Here is a 23,455-nt window from a genome sequence, read left to right on the forward strand (position 1 = left end):
CGGCGTTAATCGTCCTGTGCCGGCACCCATTCGATCTCACAGTTGCTGCCGCCAACGGCGCGCAGCCTTGAAACCGTTGCGGGCAATCCCTTTTCCGCAATCAATTCGGCCATCGCCTCAGCCGAGGCGACCGCCCCAATCATTCCCGCAATTTCACGGGCGCCGCCCTGCAGGGCCCGAACGGAAACACCGGAATAACCGGCAAGGGAATTGATTTCAAACAGCAGCACCGAGCGCGCCCCTGCCTGAACAACCACCGGCTGAACCGGCTGCCTGAGGTGCCGTGCACCGTGCAGCTCTATTTCCACATCACTGGCAGACCGACCCTCACCGGCTTTCAGAATCACACCAACACAGGTAACCGTGTGATCAAACCGGGTAGACACGGCAGCCGCACCACGCACCACATTCTGGGCCAGATGCCACCCCACGGAGGCTCTTCCGGCTGTGCCGTTCAGCGACAGAACGCATCCGGCCCCCAGCGCTGATCGACCGGTCAGGCGAACCAGTCTGGATTGATCGTGCCAGCCCACAATTCTCAGACCAGTGGCGCGACCATCGCCTCCACCACTGGCCTGCACGGCAATTGTCGCAGTGTGTTTCGGAACGGCGATCTGACGATCCTGAACCTGCTCATCGGCAACCACAGCACCATTGCCCAATAACATGACCACTCGTGCCGCGCCGGTGATCTTGAGTTCAGGCCGGGTATCTTCCCCATCAATTGCGGCATCCGGAGATCGCATGGTGACTATATCTCCCGGGCGCAGTTTGCTACCGGGCGCCTGGGGGACCGGTCCAGCTCCTGTTCCGAGGCCCTTCACATAGGCGGCCCCCGCACCCGAGCCAACCCGGCCGCCGAGATACGTCTGGCTGGCGCTGGTAACGCTGGTGCGAGGTACAGAGCCACGAACAACGACCGTCAGATCGTTGAAGCTGGACGGAGCATGGGTTGTGTTTAGTTTGATCGGCAGACTGCGGCCCAGTCGGCCGCGAACGGATTCGGTGGACGGTGCCGGACGGCGCTTGATGCGTTTATCCGCAACGGTTGTGGTCGCATCCCGCAAGGCTACGCCCGCCCCGTTGCTCATGAATCCGGTCACGAACGGCTTCGTTGGTTTGATGACCCGGGGGCTCTCATCCAGAGACATGAAGGCGGTCGATCCGTTGCTGGCATTCGACGCCTCCAGGCCATCCATCAGTGTGCCAAACATGGGTGGCGCGGTGCGGGAGCTCTCGTAGATAGCCTGCGCTTTGGCACTGCGCTGCCCTGTGGCCAGAAGCCCCTCGGGTAACGCGCCGGTGCCGTCCGCAAACAGATACTTCCGGGCTTCAATAAAGGCTTCATCAATGCTCGCGCTCTCGGCAACAACTCCCAAAGCGGTGGCCCGGTTCAGGTTGTCGGCCCGCAACGTACCGGCGGCAGACAACGGAAGTGGGCGCCGGCCTGCTTCAACCCGGTAGTAATCGATTTCCGGGCCGGTTTGCGAACTCATGTCCGCCTCGGCAACCATCTTTAACCGGCTGCCAGCGAAAATAACGTCGCCTTTCGGAATGGGACTGGAGGGTTGCTCGGGATCTTCTGGCGGCCCCCAAACACCGATCGGGAAGGCTTCCAGGCCATAGGTAGGACCTTCCTCGGCAGTCTTTTCGTCCTTCATGCCCTCCACCAAGGGGCGCAGGTCCGAGGTGCGATCCGTCCATGTGTTTCCAACCCTGCGCTCAAGGCGAATTTCCAACTCACCCTTCAACCCGGCGGCGTTCATTGGGCTCAGCCCCATCGCTACCGCGGCGCCACTCGGCAATTTGGGCGTAATGTCCTTGTCGATGGCCGGGTTGTTGAAGTCAAACCGGGTGACCGGGCCGGTTGCGACAACCGACACTTCGAACTCTGCGAAGACTTCGAAGGGCCGCTCATAACTACCGTCACTGGAGGGTGCCGAGGTTTCACCCTCCGTGGACGCGGGCAATGCCCCCTTACCCGCTGCCCCCGAGAGCGTCCGCGCCCGGCCCGGCGAGGTTTCTTCCAGATACTTGGGTACGAACTCATCCCAACCCACGAATATGCCGCGAATCTCGCGGGAACTGCCGAACTTCACCTTGATGTCGCAAGGACCTACTTCGATGGTCGCCTTGCCCAGGAAATCAGGCCCCTCGACCTCAATGCGAGCACCAAGACTGATGCTGATTCGAATGGTACCCAGGAAGGTTTTTATCTTCACACCGGCGGAAATGCGGGCGTAGGCGTCCGCCATGAAGTAGAACGGATCGAAATAGACAATGGCATTCGCACCAAAGGCTATGCGGGCCCAGGCGAAGCCAAAGTCGGCACTGACCTCCACTTCCACCCCTGCCATCAAGGCTTCTGATGTGAGGGCAAAGTAAGAGACACCCTTGATCACAATGGCGTTGGACACCCGCCATTGCAGGCCCAACCTGGCAACAATCGGATACCCGTCACGCTGAAAGCTGGGATGATAGCCACCCAAGGTCAGAACAAACTGGCCCGCATTGGGGCCGAGCCACCAGGTAGCAAAAGCAAAGCCCCCCGTCAGTCGGACTTCGGGGTACAACAGCCAGCTATTGTCGGTAAGCTGCGCCTGAATCAGGAACAGCCCCTCCGAGGACGAGAACCGGGCTAGCAACCCCAGCTCAATGGATACCAGTGCGGCCTGGGGCCTGGGCAAAGCCATTCGAGCCAGACCAAAGAGATTGAGTTCCAACCCGTTGCCCACGGAAACCGACAACACCGCGACACCGTCCACCAGAGAAAAGCTGGTAAAACTGATGCCGGCGGCAAACCAGAAGTTACCCGGCTCCGGAGGGAAGTATTCGGCAAGCTTTCGCAACTCCTCCAATGGATCGGAGGACACGCTCGCCGCGGGATCCAGAGCCTTGATGAAGGGGTATTCGCCAAACTTTGACAGGTCATCCGGAACGCGTAGCCCCCGTTTGATACCCAGACCGCCCCCAATACCAGTCAGGAAGAAGGCGGGAGGACCACCAATGGGGCCTTGAATGGCACCGAATACAAAGAACGAAGGCAGCCCTTTGTCGTCGCTGTATCCGCCGAACAAGGAGAGTCCATACACCCCGAAGCGACCCATCAGCATTCCGACGTAGCCGATCTGTCCCTCCAGGTCTGTTTTCAGAAGACCACCAGCGATAGACAGACCACTGAAGTCCCCGGAAACACCCAGGCCTTTCAAATCGACCGCCCAGTTGGTCAACTCGAAAACGTCCCCACCGAGCCAGTGCAGGCCAAGCTCCTCAACCGATGCCGTTAGCCCGAACAGTGAGACGCGCGCATCGAACAGCAGCGAAATCCCGGTAACGGACCCATCAACTTCGGTGACATCAAAACCGAATTGCTCGAGATAAAGCGGGCCTAACTGTCTCTGGATCGCCAGCCACCAGGGGCCAGGCGGATCCCCTGCCCGCAATGAAATGCCAAGGTCGCCGCCCGGGTTCTTCTGAATCGCCAACGCCGGGCTGAAGGCAGGACGGGCCGAGGGCGACGCATCGTTTCCGGCGTCGCTCATGATGTTATTGGCAACCGCATTGTCGCCGCCAGCCGCCGAGGGCACGATGGCCAGCCCATCAAGCTGAACCTGAACGCCGCCACCTAACCCTGCCGGCACCGCCTCGCCGTATAAATGAACGCCGATGGCGTCGATACTCATAATACCCAGGTTCAGCAAAGGCCCTGCATTTTTGCCAACGCGAACGCCCAGACCAGCGATGGAGAAACCCGCATTCAGTTGAAAATCGCTGCCGACCTTTTCAACGAGCAAGATCGACAAACCCGGCGCGATTCCGGGCGACGTCACCCAGTTGGCGACCACTTCGAGATCCACCGTCGGGTCGCTGCCGCCGAGCGAAATACGCTCGCCCGGGGGCAAAGACACGAAGATGCCTGCAAGATCGCCGTTGCGGGTGAAGCCGACATCCACTTTGCCATCAATGGTAATTTTCAGGTTGTGGTCGGCCAGGTTGAAGCCGAGCTGGAACAGGCGCTTCAACAATGCTTCCGGGTCGACGATGTCGTCAAACAAAGTGGGATCAAGAGTTGGTGTGCCACCGGTGAACAGGACATCCTGCAGGGCATCAACCGCATCCGCTCCCAATGTACCAAGTGCTTCCAAGGTGACACCCGCTGCCATGGAAACAGCCTGGGACAGGAGCGCCAGGGCCACAGCTGCGGGCTCGCTGTCTTCTGTTTCACCGGACGGCGACTCTTCAACAACAACCACCCGCGGCGGCGTCTGATTCAAAGCCCACCGGAACTGAACGGACTGGTCACCCGCACCATCGGTGACGAGACCAAGGGCGGCCATTCGGGAGAAACCGGCGCCGGACACGCCGGCTTCAATTTTCGCTACAGGGCGAAGAATCAAACCATTGCCAACGTCGAATCCGCTTGCCACATAGGAAACAGCAACTGCAACGCCGCTCGCGCTGAGTCGCACCCGGTCGAATCCGACCGTTCCGACATCCGCTATCGAAAGAGCCGCGGCCAGTTCAATGGCAGGGCCCGTGGGGCTGGCATCCAGAGTGATCTCCACAGGATCCGTGCTACCCAGTGACAGTCGACAGATTCCCGTCGCAGGCGTCGATGTCGAAACGACAGTACCCGCAGGGTCGAGAGCATTGGCCAACTGCGAAATTGCGGTAACAACCAGATTGGGCAGGCGGGATAAAAGTACCCCGGCGGGGTCTGCGGCAAAGGTCTGAATTCTGGCGTCGGCAAACTGATTGGATTCCAGAAGATCCAATGCGCTACCCAACTCAAACACTGCCGTAGCCACATTTTTTTGCAGCGACGGCGTCGGGTTGGCCCTTTCGGCAATCAATGCGTTAAGCGCGACCGGGATGGCCATACCTGCTCCAGTCGCCAGAAGTGATCCCAGGCCCGGTCCCGAAGGGTAAATCTGCATGGGCGCTGCAGGGGCAGCCCGCAAGAGGTCGATGCGAATGTCTGGCGATAGGGAGATAGCAACGCCCTTCCCATCAAAGGTCGCCGAACTGGAAACGAGGGTGCTAATCGAGCCGTTGGTGGCTATGGACAGGCCGCCGCCCAGGCTGATGATGACCGGAGTCGCGCCCAATGAATGACTTGTTTCGATGGCGACGGCTACATTCAGCCGTTCTGAGGCCACCCCGTAGGTTACGGACACCTCATTACTGAAATCGAATCCGCCTCCGGTGAAGCCGGGTATCAACAACTGGCCGAGCGCATCGAACGCCTGAATCGCCTGGCCAAACGGGTCGGCCTTCCAGGGTGCAGCGCCTGTCTTCAGCCAACCCACCGGGTCCATAAACAACGCCCAGGGCAGCAACACCCTACGTGAGGGCAGTTCAGAAGGCGGCGCCAGCAAATCCAGGCCATCCATTATCACCTCAATGGCGACCCTCGCATCGTCAGAAGCGGTTTCGCGGAGGTGATCAACTAATCCCGCCAGAAGCGTTGACGGGATGAATCCCGCTCCCAGTTTCGCCAGGGCGGCCTGCTCGGAAGTGCTTAGCGATGAGAGAAGATTGATTGACGTCGCGGACAATGAACCGGGAGTTTGCCAGGCAATAGTCAGGGCGGGTGAAACTCCACCCGTTGCTGCACTGGCTACAAGCCGAAGACCACCCACATCCGGCTCGATTGCGCCGATGGAGCCGGAGATGGAGGCCGAGGATGCCGAAGCAAATAGCGTCAGGCCCAGTGGAACAAGGTCTGCCGCCACATGGTTTACGTCCAGAGCAAAGGCGCGGGAGTTCAGATCGACGGCAATGGTTGCCGCATCGAGTGCCCAGGATATCTCGGCGCCTGCGCCACCAAATCCGCCAAGCGCCCTTAGTGCGCCGGCAAGGCTGGCCGGAGATGCATCTACCGCCGCGTTGATTGCGGCACTGGCATCCAGAATAAGCTGATCAAAACCTTCCGGATCATAACCACCTCCGGCAACCAGCCCGATGTCGGCAAGCAGTTGGCTGAGATCCGGAGATGCCGCAGCCAAGCGCCCCACAACTTCGGCCAGAATCAAATGAACCTCAGACGTGGGCAAGCTCGGCGAGGCTACACCAGCCCCGCTTTCAATCACCCACTGGTCCCGCCGCACCCCGAAGCAGTTGGCCTCGTGCAGAACTATCCGGGCGCCAGATACCCGCGTGCTACCGGCCAAGGGCAGGTACAACCGGGCAGATACCCAGCGCACCTCAATGTCGTTCTGGCCGGCGCCCGGGCCACCAACAAGCCAACCATCCTGAACGCCGAAATGCAGATCCAGGATGACCTGCCTGTCTGTTTGCACCTCAAAGCCATCGCCACCGGGGCCTCGATCGCAGGTCGCCAGTTCCAGGATGGCCCCCGCCCCGAGGAAGACGCCGCCGAGATTGGCATCAATAACTGGCAGATCCACACCGGCGTGCAGTTTGGTTGGTGGCGTTGCCGGAGGCTCATAGGTTTCGTGGCGGTAGGCAATGGCACCGGCAACGGTTGCAGCAAGACCGGCTTCCAGGGCTTCGGCGTCAAGGGCGCCGAATACCGCGTCTACCGGAAGGCCTGACCGGATCGCTTGCTGGTCCGCCCGCAAAAGCTCATCAAGGCTGTCGGGTGTTAAACCGGCGGCCCGGGACGCCCGCTCAAGAACATAGCCAAACTGCAAGAGGGCGTTGGATTCTCCGGCAATCTCCTCTTCGTTAATCGTCTCGGGCTCTGGTCGCTGGAGCTGCAAGAGGAGCCGCAACGCGTCGCCGCTCAACCCCGACAACAAGCCATTCAGGGAAACCGGCGCCCAGGGCGCGCCTACCGTTGCCACCCGATCAATCGAAGTGATCGTACTTGCCGCCTTGATGGCAGCCGCCCCGGCGGAACCGAAGGCAACAACCGTTATGGGCGTGGCCCGATCCTGCAACACCTCGATCAGGCGCTGGCATTGCTCGTCTATGGCACCACGATCAGGTCTCGCTGCCGCGGCTGTTGTTGGATTCGGCAGGCAGATGGACCAGTGTCCGTTGGCGGACGCCGGAACGCCGGGTCCGCTGACCTCTCCCCGAACATCCAGGCTGTCGCTTCCGAAACAGGTACTCCAGAGGTCCTCACAGCCCACGTAAACCACAGAGTCAGGTGCGCTTCCGAAGGCTTCCTGCGGCAACAGGTTGATGGCACCGAATGCCACCAGTTCACGATAGCTCAAGCCTCCAATGTCGATGCCATTCACACCGGTTGGCAGCGAGGCTGGGCGGCCGATCAGGCCGTCGGTACCGGTGAAGCGATCAATTAACGCCTGAAACCCCTCGTCCAGGCGGTTCCGGCCCGTCATCAGATCGGCGAGCTCCGGAAGCTCCGTACCTGCCGCCCGAATCGCTTCTGCAATGGAGGCCAACTCCGTCGGCTCGCTGGAATCGAAATTGCCAGCTGGAGGTTGATACCGCCCGCGGTGGATGTCGCAGCCAGGGTCCAGCCACACCGCAACGCCCGGCGCCCTGGAGTCTGCGGCAATGGCGGCTCGATACGGCGTGCGTTCATTGCCATTGCCCAGCGGTGCCCACTGGCGGAAGCCGCTGAAAAGGTATGAGAGCGGGCTCATCGCCACCCGAACATTGCTGCAATTCAGTACCAGATCACCCATCCAGGATTTCAGAGCAGCTTCCGGGTCGCTCAAAAGCTGCTCAATGGATAGACGAGCTCCCTCGCCATTCCAGCCAATCAGGTCCGTAAGCGCGGTGATAATCGGCGAGCCCAGTCGCCGAAGCAACGCGGCCACCGCGTTTTCGATGCCCCCCCAATCCGCGCTAAAGCGGACCGTGCCATCGCTGCTGAACTCAGGCAGCGGCAACGGAACTTCGATGGTTGAACTGTCGGATGCATCGACGGCTTCAACTTCGACTGACAGGTCTGGCGCATCCACACGCACGGCAAAGCCCGTTGAAGCCCCCCAAACCACCGAGGCACCGATCGACCGGGCCGAGACATCAACCTGCCCCATATCCAGCCTGAGATCAGATCCATCGGCTTCCCGCAGCCGGGTGCCAGCGTTAATTCGGCTCAGGAACTCCGCACTCGGCGCCGAAAAATTCAGCCGCAACAACCTTGCGCTGACAAAAACGTCTGATCGCTTGTCGTCCAGAACAGTGTTTTCGAGGCGAGCCTCCAAATCAAAATTGATCCAGTCACCGTCGATCGAAACCTCAAGCGCTACAGGGTCCAGATCAATGCTCCAGGGATCCGCTGCCGTCCCGGCGCCCGAAACACTGGTTGAGTTACCGGTGATGAGTTCCTGGGTTGACGTTAAAACAACCGCCATGGCTGCCGGCGAGGCAACGAGTGAATTCCAGTAGGCGGCCGTTTTACCCAGAGGGTCGGTCAGGAGTTCGATCGCCGAAGGGCCGGAGATACCGGTGGGCGGATCAAGCCCCAGCAGTTGGGAACAGATCTCGCCGGGGCGACCCAGAGTGGCCAATGCCGAAACCAAAGCACCGTCGACCAGGCTCTCGGCGGCGTCCAGCGCGGCATCGGGAGACGACAGATCCAATAGCTCATGATTGGTGCCGCCGAGCGTGACGTTGTGAGCCGTCAATGCAAAAGCCGGTTTTCCGCCGGTCAGAGTAATACCGGTTTTGATTGACCCAATTGCCGGGTCGCCCGCAAGCAGTGGCGACCCCATGCCCGCTACCTGCCCGAATACAGCAAGAAGCGACAAATTCGGCACGGCTTTGATACTGCCATCCAGGGTTGCCAGCGTAAGCAGGTCCACCTGCGCCTTCACTTCCGCCCCGGCCTGAGGTCTGAGCGAACCTTCCAGCCAGGGCGTGATGATCAATCCCCCGGCAGCTGACGACGCCACACGTAAACCAACGGCTCCGGCCAATGATCCGTCACTGAACTCAATGGCGCTTCGGCCAGAATTGACAGTACCGCCCAGCAGCGTGGCCCACTGGCCGAGCCAGGCATTGCGAGCGGGTGCGGAAGAAAGGATGGATTCAATCCAGCCGGTCAGCGCAGACACGCCATTTGTAATCAGTGACTCCAGCGGAAATGGTGGAATATTCGGAACAGATCTTAATCCCGCCAAACCGGTGAGCGCCGCAAACGGAGCGGTCGCCGCATTGGTGGTATCGAGCGCCTCGGCCTGGGCCTGAATCAGGCCCGTCATGAATTCCAGAAAATCGGAGCCCAGCTCGTTAATGTTATCCACGGTGAGCTCAAAATCCCTGGGCGCATTGGTGCCAGGGAGCTGAAGCCGTTCAAAACCGAGACTGAATTCCAGATCATCAGAGGGGCTGGTTGGAACGTCCACACCCACGGATACGGCGCCAATGTATAGGTCCCCTGGCGCAGGGGCATCGTTGGAAATAATGACTTTGATGGCTAATTCGATGTGCGCGTCGTCCCGACCCAACACCAGCCAATCGGGTTGCGCCCCGGAAATGTCCAGCGCTCCAGCGCCTTCCCGTTCGAACTGGAATACCGGAACATAGGCACTTACAGAGATTGCGGGCACTGAGCTAGCGCTGTCGTATTCGATGCCAAATCCGACTCTGGCGCCGTTGTCGGCCTCCTCCACCACTACGAAAACAGTCGCACCGGAGTCGCTGAAAAGCGGGACCCAGATAGCGCCCCCTTGCTCTTCCCTGTCCGGTGCTCCCAGCACGTCATCAACAAAAGCGATCAATGCCTCTCGCTGCTCGTCGAGGTACATCATCGAACTGAGGCCGCGCTTGCTACCGTTGGGATTGCCTAACGGGTCCTGGAACCAGTCACCCTGTAGTTCACCGTCTCGGGTCAGGCCAACTGCTTCCGCCAGTGTGCCAAAAACGTCCAGATTCTGGTCAGCACCCATGTCAGACTCCCGGCATCAGTGAAAACCGGGCAACAGGTTGCACCAGCATTTTGTTCGGAGCAGCGGCGATCGCGCCAGGAACCAGCGGCAAACCACGCTTGTCGTTGCCAACCTCGGCGCAGAACACGGAAGCGACTTCCAGCACGGACTCCCAGGCGAACGCCTGAATCGCGTCCCGCCAGGCCAATATAAGTTCTTCCGGGCCCTCGAGGTCTTCGAACGTGGACATAACAAGGCCGCTTGGCGACTGTTTGGTGCCAACGCCAATCGGTACCGGAATACTGAGCTTTCCATGCTCTTCGCATTCCGCGCTCACCGTTACCGTGATAACGCCGCTGGAGAATTGAATACGGGTTTGGTCACTGTGGATGAGCAGCTCGCTGTCGCCTTTGGTCCAGACAACCAGGGGTGTGCTGTTTCGCGGCAAATCGAGAACCAGTCGAACCACTTCCGAAAGCACACGCTGGGCGTCTTTACCGGGAACAGTCAGCAGGTCTGGTGACAGGTCACCGACATCAAGCAGAACATCAGCATCGATGCGGTTTAGCCAATCGAATTGGGAGAAGTCGACGGTGATAAAGCGGGCGAAATTTGCCATAGCGATCCCTCGCAGCGAATGTCTTGCGCAGGTTTCGAGACCGGCAGGAAAAACATCCTTCTTTCCCGTGGTAGCCGGACTGCAGCATCAAAACCCTGTTGCGTAGATTCAGGCCATAGGCCCCGGAAACAGCAAACAGCGTCATGAATTCAAGCTATGACATAAGGGAGTATAGGCAGGGTGAAGGAGGGTGCAAAAAAATTGGATAAATTTTAATCAAATGAGCCGATTAATCATACATATCATGAGTATCGGATCATGATTAACGGGCTTTCAAGGCCCCGGAATACCCGCTTCGGCGTTGGTCAAGAAAGGTCGCAGGTACGTCAAATCAGGCATGCGCCTTCCAAAATAATGTGAAAATCTGGTGACTGCGCAGAGTCATTCAAAACCTGCCTCAACCATTCAGCCACCGCTTGGCCTCAGCTATCACAGTATTCATTCTCGCCTGAAGTGATCGATTCCGGGGAACGCTGAGATACAACGTTTCGCTGACCGGGTGAGAGAGACGATGAGCTTTGATGCCCTCAGACTTTTCAAAGGCCTCAACGGCATGTGCTGGTAAAACAGCAAAGCCCAGCCCCAGGCTGACCGGCTCCAGGATCAAACCGATCTGGTTCGAGAACCCCTTTCTGGGAAACAGGCTACTGTGCTGAAACTCGGTGTAATTGGCACCAAGAAGCAAGCCGGCGTGATGACTTCCATCAGGGTGGTCGATAAACCCGAGGGTCATCAACGTCTCCCAATCCGGTTCTTCGACCGTAGCAGGTGTTACCAACAGCAGTGATTCTTGCGCGATGGGCGTACAACTCACTTCCGCCAGGGTAGATTTTGCCGTCATGAATCCGATATCAACAGTGGATTCGGCGATTGCCTTTTCCACATCAGGATTCGGCGCAAACCGGTAATCAATAATGAGCTTCGGGTGCTTGCTCTGCAGCGACAACAAATGAGGATACAGCTTCAGCCCCACACTTCCCGGAGACATAAGCCGCACAGTTCCCTCATAGGGCGGGTCCTCACCAACTGTTTGCTCAAGATTCGACAACGCCAGGAGAATGTCCTGCGCCTCGGCATAAAGCTTTTCGCCGGCACCCGAAAGCGAAAATTGTTTCCCCTGTCTGACGAGCAATTCCGTACCAAGCTGCTCCTCAAGCTTACGCACATGCTGACTTACCCCCGATTGTGTCATGTGGAGACGTTCGGCTGTGCGGGTGAAATGTCCCACTTCAACCAGCGTGCAAAACGAGCGTAACCAGGTGGTATTTATCATTACTTTTCGTAATCTTTTAAAGAATAAATGATAATTTTAGCTGATAAACACCAGCATGTAACCTGCTCTCAGTCTCACTAAAGGAGGACAGGCAATGAGCAACGTGTACCCAAGAAATTTCTCGCACATCGGCATATCCGTGCCGGACCTTGAGCAAGCCGTGAAGTTCTACACAGAGGTTATGGGTTGGTATTTGATTATGGAACCAACCGAGATCGAAGAGGACGAAAGCGCCATTGGGGAGATGTGCACCGATGTTTTCGGTGCCGGCTGGGGAAGCTTCCGTATTGCTCATTTATCGACGGGCGACAGAATCGGTGTGGAGCTTTTTCAATTTAAAAACCAGACCAACCCGGAAGACAATTTCGAGTACTGGAAAACCGGCATCTTTCACTTTTGTGTGCAAGACCCGAACGTCGAGGAATTGGCTGACCGTATTTTGGCTGCTGGCGGGAAAAAACGCATGGAGAAGCCGCGCTACTATTATCCCGGCGAGAAGCCCTACCGGATGATCTATATGGAAGACCCGTTTGGCAACATTTTAGAGATCTATAGCCACAGCTATGAGTTGATATACAGCGAGGGTGCCTACTGATAAAGGCCAGAACAGTTCAAGGGGGCTTTCCGAGGCGGAGAGCCTCCTGGATTTACCAATACTGAGGATCGTTGAATGCCTCAACGCAACACGCCTGCCCCAGTGGGAGTTTAATACTGCCGCCATCCAACGACTGCCCCAGCCACCCCTCTGGATGGGTTAATTTAAATGGCGCTTCCGCAAACTCTTGAGGTACGTGCTCGAAACCCACTTTTGAATAGTAGTTCGGATTACCATAGGTAAAAATGAGTTCAACACCCCGTTCACGCAAGTGGTCAATGCCAAAGTTAATCAGTTTTTGACCAACGCCTTTCCCCTGATGGCCTGTATCAACGGCTACCGGTGACAACATAAAAGCGTTTACGCGGGAGCCGAACGACAATCTCGTGAAAAAGATACACCCGACTATCTGCCCTTGCTCGGTAGCGATGAACCCGAAAATGTCATCGGTTTCGGTCCCATTCATCAACTCATGCACCAGATGCCCAATCAGCTTTCCCTCGGACTCACCTTCCGAATCAGAGAATGTCCGGGTAAACAGGACCTCGATTTCCTGACGATCAGACTCGCTAGACTTCGAGAATTTCATGGCTTGAAAACCCTATTGAGTTCCTTGAAGAACAGGCCGTTTTTATACATAACGGGAAGCAGTGGAAAAATTGTCCGGCGACAGCGGCTGGCTATGGATTATTCGTAGTGGCTCCAGAGCCTGAGGACTTTCACCACTTGCTCGTCCTCTAGCACTTGGTAGACCAGACGGTGCTGAATATTGATTCGGCGTGAATAGGCTCCCGAAAGATCACCTATGAGCTTCTCAAGCGGAGGGGGCTTGCGGTATGGATCTTCTGCTATAAGCGCCAACACTTCCTGGGCTTTTGGTTTGAGACCGCTGAAGGCCAGCTTTTTTGCATCTTTCTGGGCTTGCTTGGTGTAAACCAACTTCCATGTCACCAGTCCAGCTCCTCATCGCATTCATCCTCGGGGGTATCCATCCCCTCACGAATAGACTCCCGCATACCAGGCACGGAGAGCAGGTAAAGCGTTTCCTGAATTGCAGACCAGTCTTCCTCGGATACCAGAACCGCTTTGTTCCGCTTTCCCATGATGACGATTGGTTGGTGGGACTCGGCGGTCTCGTCGATCAACCGATATAGGTTGCTGCGCGCCTCAGTTGCTGTGATTCCGGTCATGACGCACCTCTTGTATGTTCAACTTTTAAACAAGTGTACGCTCTTGGGTACGTACGTCAAGGCGAACGTATTGCATAACGCCCTGGCTTTGCGGAGCGGCGAAGCGCCAGCTCAGGCGCGTCCGACAAGAGCCTTTGGCTAAATTCTTGAATGCGCACTATCATGCGCATAAACTGAGGCCATGCATTAAATAGCCACTTGGAGGCTGGAATGGCCGAACTCTACAACACAGCCGCACCGAAAAAAGCTGCGAACCTCTCAGTCAATAGCGATCTACTGCGTAAGACCCGTGAACTGAACATTAACTTGTCTGCTACCCTGGAGCGAGCCCTGAAAGAAGAGCTTGCCAAACGCGAAGCAGAACAATGGGTTGAAGAAAACAGGTCTGCGATAAAAAGTTATAACGATTTTGTCGAACAACATGGATGCTTCGGCGATGAATTCAGGGAATTTTGATGGCACAGTTCGATGTATACCTCAACCCAAGTAAAACTAGCAAAGCTCACTACCCTTACCTTGTCGATATTCAAAGCAGCCTGCTGAGCGAACTGGCAACTCGTATCGTCATTCCTTTGGGGAAACGCTCCGCATTCGGTGGCGAAGCCATGCAAGGACTCACCCCAGAAATCAGCTTTGCAGACCAGGAGCTTCTCCTGTTGACCCCGCAAATTTCCTCTGTTTCTGAAAAGCATCTCAACAATCCGATTGGTTCTCTATCACATTTCAGAGATCAGATTGTTGGAGCCCTAGACATGGCTATCACTGGCATTTAGCAGCTAATTACACGAACGCGTTCGTATATCACCCGTTTATCAAACTCCTAAAACTGTTTTTGGAGTGCAAAGCACAGTTGACGAAGGCTTCTAACTCTCCCAGTTACTGGCTGGAATTCGCTTAACGTGGATGTGGCTGATAAGCCGGATGATGAGCTCTTCCCTGCCGAGCTTCAGGGTCAGGGGGTTATCGGTGCGGTTTTCAACCATTCGTCTGGTGGTCTCCGGTCCGGAAGGAGCACGGCGGAAACCGGGTTCCGCCGTGATTGGGATTATTGCATGTCGTTGAAAGCAGCGTCGGTTCTCGCTGCCAGGATGAAGTCGTTCTTGTGCAGGCCGCCGATTTCGTGGCTCCACCAGCTCACTGCAACTTTGCCATATTCCAGAACAACCACCGGGTGATGGTCTTCTTCTTCGGCAAGTTCGCCAATCTTGTTGGTGAACTCCAGGGCCTTCAGAAAGTTTTTAAGTTTGTAGACCTTATGAAGCTGTTCTTCCCCGTCAATTTCCAGAATTTCCCAGTCTGGGACCTCTTTATGCAGCTGCTGCTTTTCTTCCTCGGTCGCCTTGCTTGCGTTCGGGCTGCAAGCTTCACAGCTGTGTGCTTTCAGGTCACTCATTTCAACCTCCATGGTTGATGGCTGTATTACAAGCGTGGGTCGTGCCCTTCGCTTTATCAACCCTTCTCTTGAAATCCGGCGGCTTTCCGAATACTGTATATTTAAACAGTATTTTGAGAGTTTTCATCATGAGCGAGCTTCTGAACACGCTGATGCAGGATGCCCGTGTCTGGCAGGGGCACCGCCACACCCAGACCACACAGCCTGCGCAATCAACCGGTTACCAGGTGCTGGATAACCAGCTCGGAGGCCTGGGCTGGCCCCGGGGTGCCTTGAGCGAATGCCTGCTGGATGCACCGGGTATTGGTGAGCTGCATTTGCTTCTGCCGCTGATGCAACGGGTGTGCGAAGAGGGCAAAAGCGTGTTCTGGCTGAACCCGCCGCATACGCCCTATGCCCCTGCCCTGGCCCGGGAAGGCGTCAACCTGGACCAGGTGGTGCTGATCCATACCGATAATGAGGGCGACTTTTTGTGGACACTGGAGAACTGCCTGCGCTCACCAGTAACAGGCCTGGTAATGGCCTGGCCGGGCAAGCTGGCCTCACGGGAAGTCCGTCGCCTGCAACTGGCCGCCGAAGCCGGGAGCAATGTGTGTGTGCTGTTCCGGGAACGACGTTACGCCGGGCAGAATTCTCCGGCTGCCCTGCGGCTGGAGCTGGAACCGGGGGAGCAGCAGGATCTCAAGGTGAATGTGCTCAAGCGCCGGGGTAGCTGGCCCGGGCAGCGCTGTTCACTGGCCATGGCCCAGCGGGCCGATCTCTCCTTCCGTGAAACCACCCGGGTTGTCCGGGGCCCCTGGTCGGGTTCAACCGGGTAATAACGCTCCATGCTCTGGCTGTATCTGCATTTCCCGCACCTGGTGCTGGACCATATTCGGCGCACCCGTGAAGATGAGGGCGCCCTGGTGGTGGTTGAAGGCTCTGGCCAGAAGGTGATCCAGGCCTGCCCGGACGCCAGGAGCCAGGGTATTCGTAGCGGCATGCGCCTGAAAACCGCCATCAGCCTGGCTCCGGATCTGGGCATGGTGCGGGCCGATGAAACCCAGGAAGCCAGGATTCTGGAAGATCAGGCCCGCTGGCTGTACCGCTATGCGGCCCATATTGTGTTGGTGCCGCCCGATGGTCTGCTGGCCGAAATTGGCAGCCTTCAAAAACTGTATGGCGGGCTGCCCGCCGTTTGGCAAACCGTGGAACAGGGGCTGAATGAGCGCCAGCTGAATGCCTGGATCGGTATTGGCTATACCCCTCTGTCGGCCCGGCTGATTGCCCGCGCCGGCAAGGGGGAATGCACGGCAGACAAAGGCCACATTCTTCGAAGCCTGAGCCAGATGCCCCTGTTGGCAGCTGAATTCAACGAGAAAGCCTGTACCCGTTTGCAGCGCCTGGGGCTGAACACGTTGGGGGAGGTGTTTGATTTACCGCCCGGCGAACTGGCACGGCGTCTGTCTCCGGAGTTACTGGCTTACATCCAGAAAATCCAGGGCACCCGGCCAGATCCCCGCACGCCCTGGCAGCCGCCCCACTCGTTCCGGCAACAGGCGGATTTTGTGCAGGAAATAGAACACACCCAGGGGCTGCTGTTTCCGCTCCAGCGCATGCTTGTCGAACTGGAAGAGGATCTGTGCTGGCGCCAGCAGGATACCGACAGCCTGCGGCTGGTTCTGAAGCACCGGCATGCGGAACCAACCCGGCTGCAGATTCGCACATCCGGGCCGGAGCACCGGGCCGATCATTTCTTGAACCTGGTTCGTCTGCGGTTGGAGCAACATTCCCTGAGCGCCCCGGTTATCTCCATGGTTTTGCTGGTGAAGCGTTTCCTGTCACGGGAAGCACCCTCCGGGCAGGATCTGCTGGGTGAAACCCAGGATCTGAATGAAGCCTGGCATACCCTGATCAGCCGGCTGCAGGCGCGCCTGGGCGATCAGGCTCTCAGGCAGCTCTCGCCCCAGGCGGATCATCGTCCCGAACGGGCCTGGTCGGCCTCGGAAGTTCTGCGTAAAACCGGAACGCCGCCAGTACCGGCAGCAGAACTGCCCAGGCGGCCGCTCTGGTTATTGAAAGGCCCGCAACCGCTGACCGAGGCGCCCGTTACCTGGTTTTCCGGGCCTGAGCGCATCAGCGGTGGCTGGTGGGATGGCCAGCGCGTGCACCGGGATTATTACATTGCCCAGTTGAGCAGCGGCCAGTTGGCCTGGGTCTTCCGGGATGCCCGGGAAGGCTGGTTTGTGCATGGGTGGTTTGGCTGATGTCCGGGCAGCAGTATGCAGAGCTGTTTTGCTTCAGCAATTTCACCTTCCTCACCGGGGCCTCTCATCCCCACGAACTGGCTGAGCGAGCGCATGAGCTGGGCTACACCGCCCTGGCCATCACCGATGCCTGCTCCGTTGCCGGCATTCCCCGGGCCTGGGCGGCGCTGGCAGAAAGTCCTGTAAAACTCATTACCGGCAGCTGGTTTGAGTTGTCGGATGCCCCCACCGGCGCCGCTTCTCCTCGCTTTATCCTTCTGGCCCGCACGCGCAAAGGCTATGGCCAGCTTTGCCAGTTGATCACTACCGGCCGCCGGCGGGCTGAGAAAGGCCATTACCAGCTGTATTACCGGGACATTGAAACCCACACCCTGGATGACTGCCTGTGTCTGTGGCTGCCCCCATCGCCTACCGAAGCGGATTCCGATCAGGCGCTGGCCTGCGGCGAGTGGCTGGCCCGACTGTTTGACCCCCGGATCTGGATTGCCGCGGCCCGCACCCTGGAATCCGGCGAGGAGCAGCGGCTGGCACGGATACACTGGCTGGCCGATCAGCTGCGCATTCCCGTGGCTGCCGTGGGCGAGGTGCACATGCACAGCCGGGAGCGCCAGCCGCTGCAGGATGTACTGACAGCCCTGCGCAATCACACCAATCTGGAGAATGCCGGCCACTGCCTGTTCCAGAATGGCGAGCGATACCTGCGCCCCCTGCCCGTTCTGCAACGGCTGTTTCCGGAAGCCTGGCTGCATGAAACCCTGACCATTGCCAACCAGTGCACCTTCGAGCCCGGCAGCCTGCGCTATGAATACCCGCCAGACCTGGTGCCGGAGGACGAGACTCCGGCCGGCTACCTGAAACGGCTGACCCGCGAAGGCGAGCGCCGGCGTTACCCGGATGGCACACCACTGCAGGTTCAGAGCCTGATCCGCAAGGAGCTGGGCCTGATCTCGGAGATGAACTACGAGCATTACTTCCTCACCATCCACGATATTGTCGACTTTGCCCGCAGCCGGGGGATTCTCTGCCAGGGGCGGGGGTCGGCAGCAAACTCTGCGGTTTGTTATTGCCTGGGCATCACCGAGGTGAACCCGGCCCGGGTGGAACTGCTGTTCGAGCGGTTTATTTCCAAAGACCGAAACGAACCGCCCGATATCGATGTGGATTTCGAGCACGAACGTCGTGAAGAGGTTATCCAGTATATCTACCGGCGTTATACCCGTGAGCGCGCCGCCCTGGCTGCCACGGTGATCCGTTACCGGCCCAAAAGCGCCATTCGGGATGTCGGCAAGGCCCTGGGGTTTGATCCGGCCCTGGTGGAACAGCTGCTGGAAGGCATCGACTGGCGGGACAAGGCCACCAACTGGCGCCAGCAGATTCTCGACAAGAAAATCACCCGCAACCCACAGGTGGCGGACCAGTTCTTCACCCTAGTGAATACCCTGCTGAGCTTCCCCCGACATCTGTCCCAGCACGTGGGCGGTTTCGTGATCAGCGCCGGGCCACTGGCCGAACTGGTGCCAGTGGAGAACGCTGCCATGGCCGACCGCACCGTAATCCAGTGGGACAAGGACGACCTTGAGAGCCTGGGGCTGATGAAGGTGGATGTGCTGGCCCTTGGCATGCTCTCCGCCATTCGAAAAGCGCTGGAACTGATCAGCGATGAAAAAGGCCAGCCTTTCCGGATACAGGACATTCCCCAGGAAGACCGTGACACCTACGCCATGCTTCAGACAGGCGACAGCATCGGCGTATTCCAGGTGGAATCCCGGGCCCAGATCAACATGCTGCCCCGCCTGAAACCGGAAACCTATTACGATCTGGTGATTGAGGTGGCCATCGTTCGGCCGGGCCCCATCCAGGGTGACATGGTGCACCCGTACCTGCGCCGAAAGCACGGCCTGGAGCCGGTGGATTACCCGAACGATGCCGTGCGCAAGGTGCTGGAGCGCACCCTCGGTGTGCCCATCTTCCAGGAACAGGTGATCAAACTGGCCATGGTGGCGGCCGGCTTCTCCGCCGGCGAAGCCGACCAGTTGCGCCGGGCCATGGCGGCCTGGAAATCCCACGGCGACCTGACCCCGTTCCGGGAAAAGCTAGTCACCGGTATGCTCGAACGTGGTCACGATGCCGACTTCGCCGAACGGCTGTACCAGCAAATCTGCGGCTTTGGCGGCTATGGCTTCCCCGAATCCCACGCCGCCAGCTTTGCCCTGCTTGTCTACGTCTCCGCCTGGATCAAACGGCACTATCCGGCGGCCTTTTACTGTGCCCTGCTTAACAGCCAGCCCATGGGGTTCTATTCTCCCTCACAACTGGTGCAGGACGCCCGCCGGCACAATGTCACCGTGCTGCCGCCGGATGTAAATGCCAGCCAGTGGGACCACAACCTGCAAGACGAAGACCGCCATCTGCGACTGGGCCTGAGGATTATCCAGGGTCTGTCCGTTAGCGGCGCCGAGCGTATCCACCAGAACCGGCCAGCCGAGGGCTACCGCTCTGCCAGCGAGCTTCGCCGCCTGGCCACCCTGAACCAGCGGGATATGGAACTCCTCGCCGGCGCCAACGCCATGCCGGGCTTCACCGCCAACCGCCACCAGGCGTACTGGCAACTGCTCGACCATGAACAACCTGCGGAGCTGTTCGCTCAGGAGACGGCGGTCGATTATCAACCGGACTACTGTGAGCAATTGCCGGAACCCTCCGAAGGCCAGAACGTGCTGGCCGACTACGCCAGCCAGGGCCTCACCCTGCAGCGTCATCCGCTAGCGTTATTGCGGGAACAGGGCCACCTGAAGTTCTGTCTCAGCGCCGAACAGCTCAAATCCACCAAAGCCGGCATCCCTGTCCAGGTCGCCGGCCTGGTCACCGGCCGCCAACGCCCCGGCTCCGCTTCCGGCGTTACCTTCGTCACCCTGGAAGACGAAACCGGTAATGTGAACGTGGTGGTGTGGCTGGAAACGGCACGGCGACAGCGCAAGCCGTTACTGACTGCCCGATTGCTGCATGTGATGGGAGTGCTGGAGCGACAGGGGGACATTGTGCATGTGATGGCAGGTCGGCTTTCGGACCTCAGCCACCTGATTCAGTCGTTACCCGTGAATTCCAGGAATTTTCATTAGACACAAAAAAACCCCGCACAGAGGCGGGGTTTTTTGTACTGCGGTGAACAAATCAGCCAAGAAGCTTGATCATTACACCCGCAGCAACCGCAGAGCCGATAACGCCAGCCACGTTCGGGCCCATGGCGTGCATCAGCAGGAAGTTCTGCGGGTTGGCTTCCAGGCCCACCTTGTTGGAGACCCGCGCTGCCATCGGCACCGCAGATACACCGGCAGAACCGATCAGCGGGTTGATCTGCTCTTTGCTCAGCTTGTTCATCAGCTTCGCCATCAGAACACCCGAGGCAGTACCCACACCGAAGGCCACGATACCCAGGCCCAAGATACCCAGGGTCTGGGCGTCCAGGAACTTGTCTGCCATCAGTTTGGAACCAACGGACAGGCCAAGGAAAATGGTCACGATGTTAATCAGCGCGTTCTGGGCCGTGTCGCTCAAACGCTCGACCACGCCACATTCACGCATCAGGTTACCGAAGGTGAACATACCCAGCAGCGGCGCTGCATCCGGCAGGAACAGAACGACCGCAATCAGAACCACCAGCGGGAAAATGATCTTTTCCTGCTTGCTGACAGGGCGCAGCTGCGTCATCTTGATCTTGCGCTCTTCAGCGGAGGTCAGTGCTTTCATGATCGGCGGCTGGATCATCGGCACCAGTGCCATGTAAGCGTAGGCAGAGACCGCAATGGCACCCAGCAAGTGCGGGGCCAGAACACTGGAGACATAGATGGAAGTCGGGCCATCTGCACCACCAATGATACCGATAGCGGCGGCTTCCAGAATGTTGAACTCCAGAACACCGGTCCAGTCCAGCAGCGCAGCACCAATGACAGTACCGAAGATACCGAACTGGGCAGCGGCACCCAGCAGCAGGGTCTTGGGGTTAGCCAGCAACGGACCGAAGTCGGTCATCGCGCCCACACCCATGAAGATCAACAGCGGACCAACCGTACTGCCAATGATCACGGAGTAGAAGTTATAGAGCATGCCATTGCCGTAACCGAAATCCTGGGCCAGGGAGTTGGCCATCGCCATTTCGGAGTAGCTGGCCTCTTTTACGGCCACCTTGAAGGCGTCTTTCAACTCTGGCGTCACCGCCTGCCCGACCTGGTAGGCCACATCCAGAGGTGCGGCCAGAGCAGCCAGAATCTGAGTTGACTCTTCCTTCAGGGCAAAATGGATGGCATTTTCCGCCGCAGTCAGGGCAAGGCCTGCCTCCGGAATATTCGCCAGGATGCCGCCGAACCCGATGGGTACCAGAAGCAACGGCTCAAATTTCTTGTTAATCGCAAGATAGAGAAGCAAGAGGCCGATGGCGATCATGATCACCTGGCCGATCTCGATGTTGAACAGGCCACTACCTGTCCAGAGTGTCATTAATTTATCCATGGAATGCTGGCCCTTATGCGATTGTCAGCATTTCGTCATCAGGGGAGACGGCATCACCGACCTTGATGAAGACTTCGCCGATTGTGCCGGCTTTTGGCGCGCGAACCTCGGTTTCCATTTTCATGGCCTCGAGGATAATCATCACATCGCCCTCTTCCACGGTGTCACCCGGAGAAACCAGAACCTTGAAGATGTTGCCGCCCAGCGGTGCAACCACAGGCTCGCCTTCACCCGCTGCAGGTGCCGGAGCCGAGGAAGCAGCCGGTGCGGAAGCGGCACCGCCCTCGCCCTGGATCTGGCTGATCTCGCCACCTTCGGAAACGGCAACCACAAACTTCTTGCCATTCACTTCAACGGTGTAGGTCTCAGGGCCTTCAGATTTCGCGGCCGGAGCAGCGCTTTCAGCGGTCGGAACCGGCTCGAACGCATCCGGGTTGTCACGGTTTTCCAGGAACTTCAGGCCGATCTGCGGGAACAGCGCGTAGGTGAGAACGTCGTCTTCAACGTTGTCAGACAGTTTGATACCCTTCTCGTCGGCCAGCTTCTTGAGTTCGTCAGTCAGCTTGTCCATTTCCGGCTCAAGCAGATCCGCCGGACGACAGGTCACAGGCTCTTTGCCATCCAGAACACGCTCCTGCAGTTCCTTGTTCATCGGCGCCGGTGCAGCACCGTACTCGCCTTTCAGGATCGCAGAGGTTTCTTTGGAGATGGACTTGTAGCGCTCGCCGGTCAGAACGTTCAGTACCGCCTGGGTACCGACGATCTGGGACGTCGGGGTTACCAGCGGGATGAAGCCCAGGTCTTCGCGAACCTTGGGAATCTCGTCCAGAACCTGATCAAACTTGTCGCTGGCGTTCTGCTCACGCAGCTGGTTTTCCATGTTGGTGAGCATGCCACCTGGTACCTGGGCAATCAGGATGCGGGAATCGGTCCCACGCAGGCTGCCTTCGAATTTCGCGTACTTCTTGCGCACCTGGCGGAAGTAGCTGGCGATTTCTTCCAGCAGGTTGAGGTCCAGGCCGGTGTCACGGTCAGTGCCCTCCAGAATCGCAACGACGGCTTCTGTGGGCGAGTGACCGTAGGTCATGCTCATGGAGGAAATGGCCGTATCCACGTTATCGATACCGGCCTCCGCAGCCTTGATGGCGGTAGCGGTCGACATGCCGGTGGTGGCGTGACACTGCATGTGGATCGGAATATCCAGCTCTTTCTTCAGACGGCTGACCAGATCATAGGCCACGTACGGCTTGAGGATACCGGCCATGTCCTTGATCGCAATGGAGTCCGCACCCATGTCGGCAACTTCTTTCGCCAGCTCTACCCACATCTCGATGGTGTGCACCGGGCTGGTGGTGTAGGCAATGGTGCCCTGGGCATGCTTGCCGGTCTTGCGAACGGCCTTAATGGCACGATCCAGGTTACGGGGATCGTTCATCGCATCGAAAATACGGAATACGTCAACGCCATTTTCAGCGGCACGTTCACAGAAACGGTCCACCACATCATCCGCATAATGACGATAGCCCAGCAGGTTCTGACCGCGCAGCAGCATCTGCTGCTGGGTGTTGGGCATGGCTTTTTTCAGCTCGCGGATGCGCTCCCAGGGATCTTCGCCCAGGTAGCGAATGCAGGAATCAAAGGTAGCGCCGCCCCAGGATTCCAGGGACCAGAAACCGACCTTGTCGAGTTTCTCGGCAATTGGCAGCATGTCATCCAGCCGCATACGGGTGGCAAGCAGGGACTGGTGGGCGTCACGCAGGATAACGTCCGTAATCCCCAGCGGTTTCTTTGTGTCAGTCATCGTGTCAGCCTTCTGTTTAA

The 23,455-nt window shown here is 58.2% G+C and carries 15 protein-coding genes; 6 read left to right on the forward strand and 9 right to left on the reverse strand.

Going from position 1 to position 23,455, the window contains the following annotated elements:
- Positions 1-5: 5 nt before the first annotated feature.
- From MDHKLMBL_RS15860 to MDHKLMBL_RS15870, 3 genes are all read right to left on the reverse strand, one after another.
- Entirely contained in the window at positions 6-9,833 is a 9,828-nt protein-coding gene (locus MDHKLMBL_RS15860) for a DUF6603 domain-containing protein (RefSeq protein WP_104271413.1), read from the reverse strand.
- 1 nt (position 9,834) lies between these two features.
- A complete protein-coding gene (locus MDHKLMBL_RS15865; protein WP_008172101.1) occupies positions 9,835-10,431 on the reverse strand; it encodes a hypothetical protein in 597 nt (198 codons plus the stop codon).
- Positions 10,432-10,828: 397 nt separating this feature from the next.
- Positions 10,829-11,704, reverse strand: coding sequence for a LysR family transcriptional regulator (locus tag MDHKLMBL_RS15870; protein ID WP_039881921.1), 876 nt, complete (start codon positions 11,702-11,704; stop codon positions 10,829-10,831).
- A gap of 94 nt (positions 11,705-11,798) precedes the next feature.
- Between MDHKLMBL_RS15870 and MDHKLMBL_RS15875 the strand changes: the two genes are divergently transcribed.
- Positions 11,799-12,299, forward strand: a complete 501-nt coding sequence (locus tag MDHKLMBL_RS15875; RefSeq protein ID WP_008172104.1) for a lactoylglutathione lyase family protein — start codon at positions 11,799-11,801, stop codon at positions 12,297-12,299.
- 52 nt (positions 12,300-12,351) lie between these two features.
- Here the strand turns inward: MDHKLMBL_RS15875 and MDHKLMBL_RS15880 are convergent, their stop codons facing one another.
- The 3 genes from MDHKLMBL_RS15880 to MDHKLMBL_RS15890 all read right to left on the reverse strand — a co-directional run bounded on the left by MDHKLMBL_RS15880 (position 12,352) and on the right by MDHKLMBL_RS15890 (position 13,489).
- On the reverse strand, positions 12,352-12,888 hold the full coding sequence (locus MDHKLMBL_RS15880; protein WP_104271415.1) for a GNAT family N-acetyltransferase: 537 nt from the start codon (positions 12,886-12,888) through the stop codon (positions 12,352-12,354).
- A 98-nt stretch (positions 12,889-12,986) separates the two neighbouring features.
- A complete protein-coding gene (locus MDHKLMBL_RS15885; RefSeq protein ID WP_008172108.1) occupies positions 12,987-13,250 on the reverse strand; it encodes a Txe/YoeB family addiction module toxin in 264 nt (87 codons plus the stop codon).
- Entirely contained in the window at positions 13,247-13,489 is a 243-nt protein-coding gene (locus tag MDHKLMBL_RS15890) for a type II toxin-antitoxin system Phd/YefM family antitoxin (protein ID WP_008172109.1), read from the reverse strand. The genes MDHKLMBL_RS15885 and MDHKLMBL_RS15890 overlap by 4 nt, the downstream gene beginning before the upstream one ends.
- A 210-nt stretch (positions 13,490-13,699) precedes the next feature.
- On the opposite strand from MDHKLMBL_RS15890, the gene MDHKLMBL_RS15895 reads away from it, so the two are divergent.
- Both MDHKLMBL_RS15895 and MDHKLMBL_RS15900 read left to right on the forward strand, forming a co-directional pair.
- Positions 13,700-13,945 (forward strand): type II toxin-antitoxin system CcdA family antitoxin, encoded by a 246-nt coding sequence (locus tag MDHKLMBL_RS15895; RefSeq protein WP_008172111.1) that lies wholly within the window; start codon positions 13,700-13,702, stop codon positions 13,943-13,945.
- Positions 13,945-14,262, forward strand: coding sequence for a CcdB family protein (locus MDHKLMBL_RS15900; RefSeq protein ID WP_008172112.1), 318 nt, complete (start codon positions 13,945-13,947; stop codon positions 14,260-14,262). Before MDHKLMBL_RS15895 ends, MDHKLMBL_RS15900 begins: the two co-directional genes overlap by 1 nt.
- Positions 14,263-14,534: 272 nt before the next feature.
- On the opposite strand, the gene MDHKLMBL_RS15905 is transcribed toward MDHKLMBL_RS15900, so the two are convergent.
- The gene (locus MDHKLMBL_RS15905; RefSeq protein WP_104271417.1) at positions 14,535-14,882 is read right to left on the reverse strand and encodes a 4a-hydroxytetrahydrobiopterin dehydratase; all 348 of its coding nucleotides are present in this window, start codon (positions 14,880-14,882) and stop codon (positions 14,535-14,537) included.
- 128 nt (positions 14,883-15,010) lie between these two features.
- Between MDHKLMBL_RS15905 and imuA the strand changes: the two genes are divergently transcribed.
- The 3 genes from imuA to MDHKLMBL_RS15920 are packed head-to-tail and all read left to right on the forward strand — an operon-like array spanning position 15,011 to position 20,247.
- Positions 15,011-15,700 (forward strand): translesion DNA synthesis-associated protein ImuA, encoded by a 690-nt coding sequence (imuA, locus tag MDHKLMBL_RS15910; RefSeq protein ID WP_104271419.1) that lies wholly within the window; start codon positions 15,011-15,013, stop codon positions 15,698-15,700.
- A gap of 9 nt (positions 15,701-15,709) precedes the next feature.
- Positions 15,710-17,128 (forward strand): Y-family DNA polymerase, encoded by a 1,419-nt coding sequence (locus MDHKLMBL_RS15915; RefSeq protein ID WP_008172120.1) that lies wholly within the window; start codon positions 15,710-15,712, stop codon positions 17,126-17,128.
- Positions 17,128-20,247, forward strand: coding sequence for an error-prone DNA polymerase (locus MDHKLMBL_RS15920; RefSeq protein ID WP_053114932.1), 3,120 nt, complete (start codon positions 17,128-17,130; stop codon positions 20,245-20,247). The genes MDHKLMBL_RS15915 and MDHKLMBL_RS15920 overlap by 1 nt, the downstream gene beginning before the upstream one ends.
- A gap of 52 nt (positions 20,248-20,299) precedes the next feature.
- On the opposite strand, the gene MDHKLMBL_RS15925 is transcribed toward MDHKLMBL_RS15920, so the two are convergent.
- Both MDHKLMBL_RS15925 and oadA read right to left on the reverse strand, forming a co-directional pair.
- Positions 20,300-21,634, reverse strand: a complete 1,335-nt coding sequence (locus MDHKLMBL_RS15925) for a sodium ion-translocating decarboxylase subunit beta (RefSeq protein WP_053114931.1) — start codon at positions 21,632-21,634, stop codon at positions 20,300-20,302.
- 13 nt (positions 21,635-21,647) lie between these two features.
- Positions 21,648-23,435, reverse strand: a complete 1,788-nt coding sequence (gene oadA, locus MDHKLMBL_RS15930; RefSeq protein WP_053114930.1) for a sodium-extruding oxaloacetate decarboxylase subunit alpha — start codon at positions 23,433-23,435, stop codon at positions 21,648-21,650.
- Positions 23,436-23,455 lie beyond the last annotated feature (20 nt).

It is taken from the genome of Marinobacter flavimaris (genome assembly GCF_002933295.1).
Lineage (GTDB): Bacteria > Pseudomonadota > Gammaproteobacteria > Pseudomonadales > Oleiphilaceae > Marinobacter > Marinobacter flavimaris.

Excerpts from the sequence above, each read along its gene's own strand:
- MDHKLMBL_RS15860 (WP_104271413.1), bottom strand. The coding sequence starts at position 9,833 with ATGGGTGCTGACCAGAATCTGGACGTTTTTGGCACACTGGCGGAAGCA.
- MDHKLMBL_RS15865 (WP_008172101.1), bottom strand. The coding sequence starts at position 10,431 with ATGGCAAATTTCGCCCGCTTTATCACCGTCGACTTCTCCCAATTCGAT.
- MDHKLMBL_RS15870 (WP_039881921.1), bottom strand. The coding sequence starts at position 11,704 with ATGATAAATACCACCTGGTTACGCTCGTTTTGCACGCTGGTTGAAGTG.
- MDHKLMBL_RS15875 (WP_008172104.1), top strand. The coding sequence starts at position 11,799 with ATGAGCAACGTGTACCCAAGAAATTTCTCGCACATCGGCATATCCGTG.
- MDHKLMBL_RS15880 (WP_104271415.1), bottom strand. The coding sequence starts at position 12,888 with ATGAAATTCTCGAAGTCTAGCGAGTCTGATCGTCAGGAAATCGAGGTC.
- MDHKLMBL_RS15890 (WP_008172109.1), bottom strand. The coding sequence starts at position 13,489 with ATGACCGGAATCACAGCAACTGAGGCGCGCAGCAACCTATATCGGTTG.
- MDHKLMBL_RS15895 (WP_008172111.1), top strand. The coding sequence starts at position 13,700 with ATGGCCGAACTCTACAACACAGCCGCACCGAAAAAAGCTGCGAACCTC.
- MDHKLMBL_RS15900 (WP_008172112.1), top strand. The coding sequence starts at position 13,945 with ATGGCACAGTTCGATGTATACCTCAACCCAAGTAAAACTAGCAAAGCT.
- MDHKLMBL_RS15905 (WP_104271417.1), bottom strand. The coding sequence starts at position 14,882 with ATGAGTGACCTGAAAGCACACAGCTGTGAAGCTTGCAGCCCGAACGCA.
- imuA (WP_104271419.1), top strand. The coding sequence starts at position 15,011 with ATGAGCGAGCTTCTGAACACGCTGATGCAGGATGCCCGTGTCTGGCAG.
- MDHKLMBL_RS15915 (WP_008172120.1), top strand. The coding sequence starts at position 15,710 with ATGCTCTGGCTGTATCTGCATTTCCCGCACCTGGTGCTGGACCATATT.
- MDHKLMBL_RS15920 (WP_053114932.1), top strand. The coding sequence starts at position 17,128 with ATGTCCGGGCAGCAGTATGCAGAGCTGTTTTGCTTCAGCAATTTCACC.
- MDHKLMBL_RS15925 (WP_053114931.1), bottom strand. The coding sequence starts at position 21,634 with ATGGATAAATTAATGACACTCTGGACAGGTAGTGGCCTGTTCAACATC.
- oadA (WP_053114930.1), bottom strand. The coding sequence starts at position 23,435 with ATGACTGACACAAAGAAACCGCTGGGGATTACGGACGTTATCCTGCGT.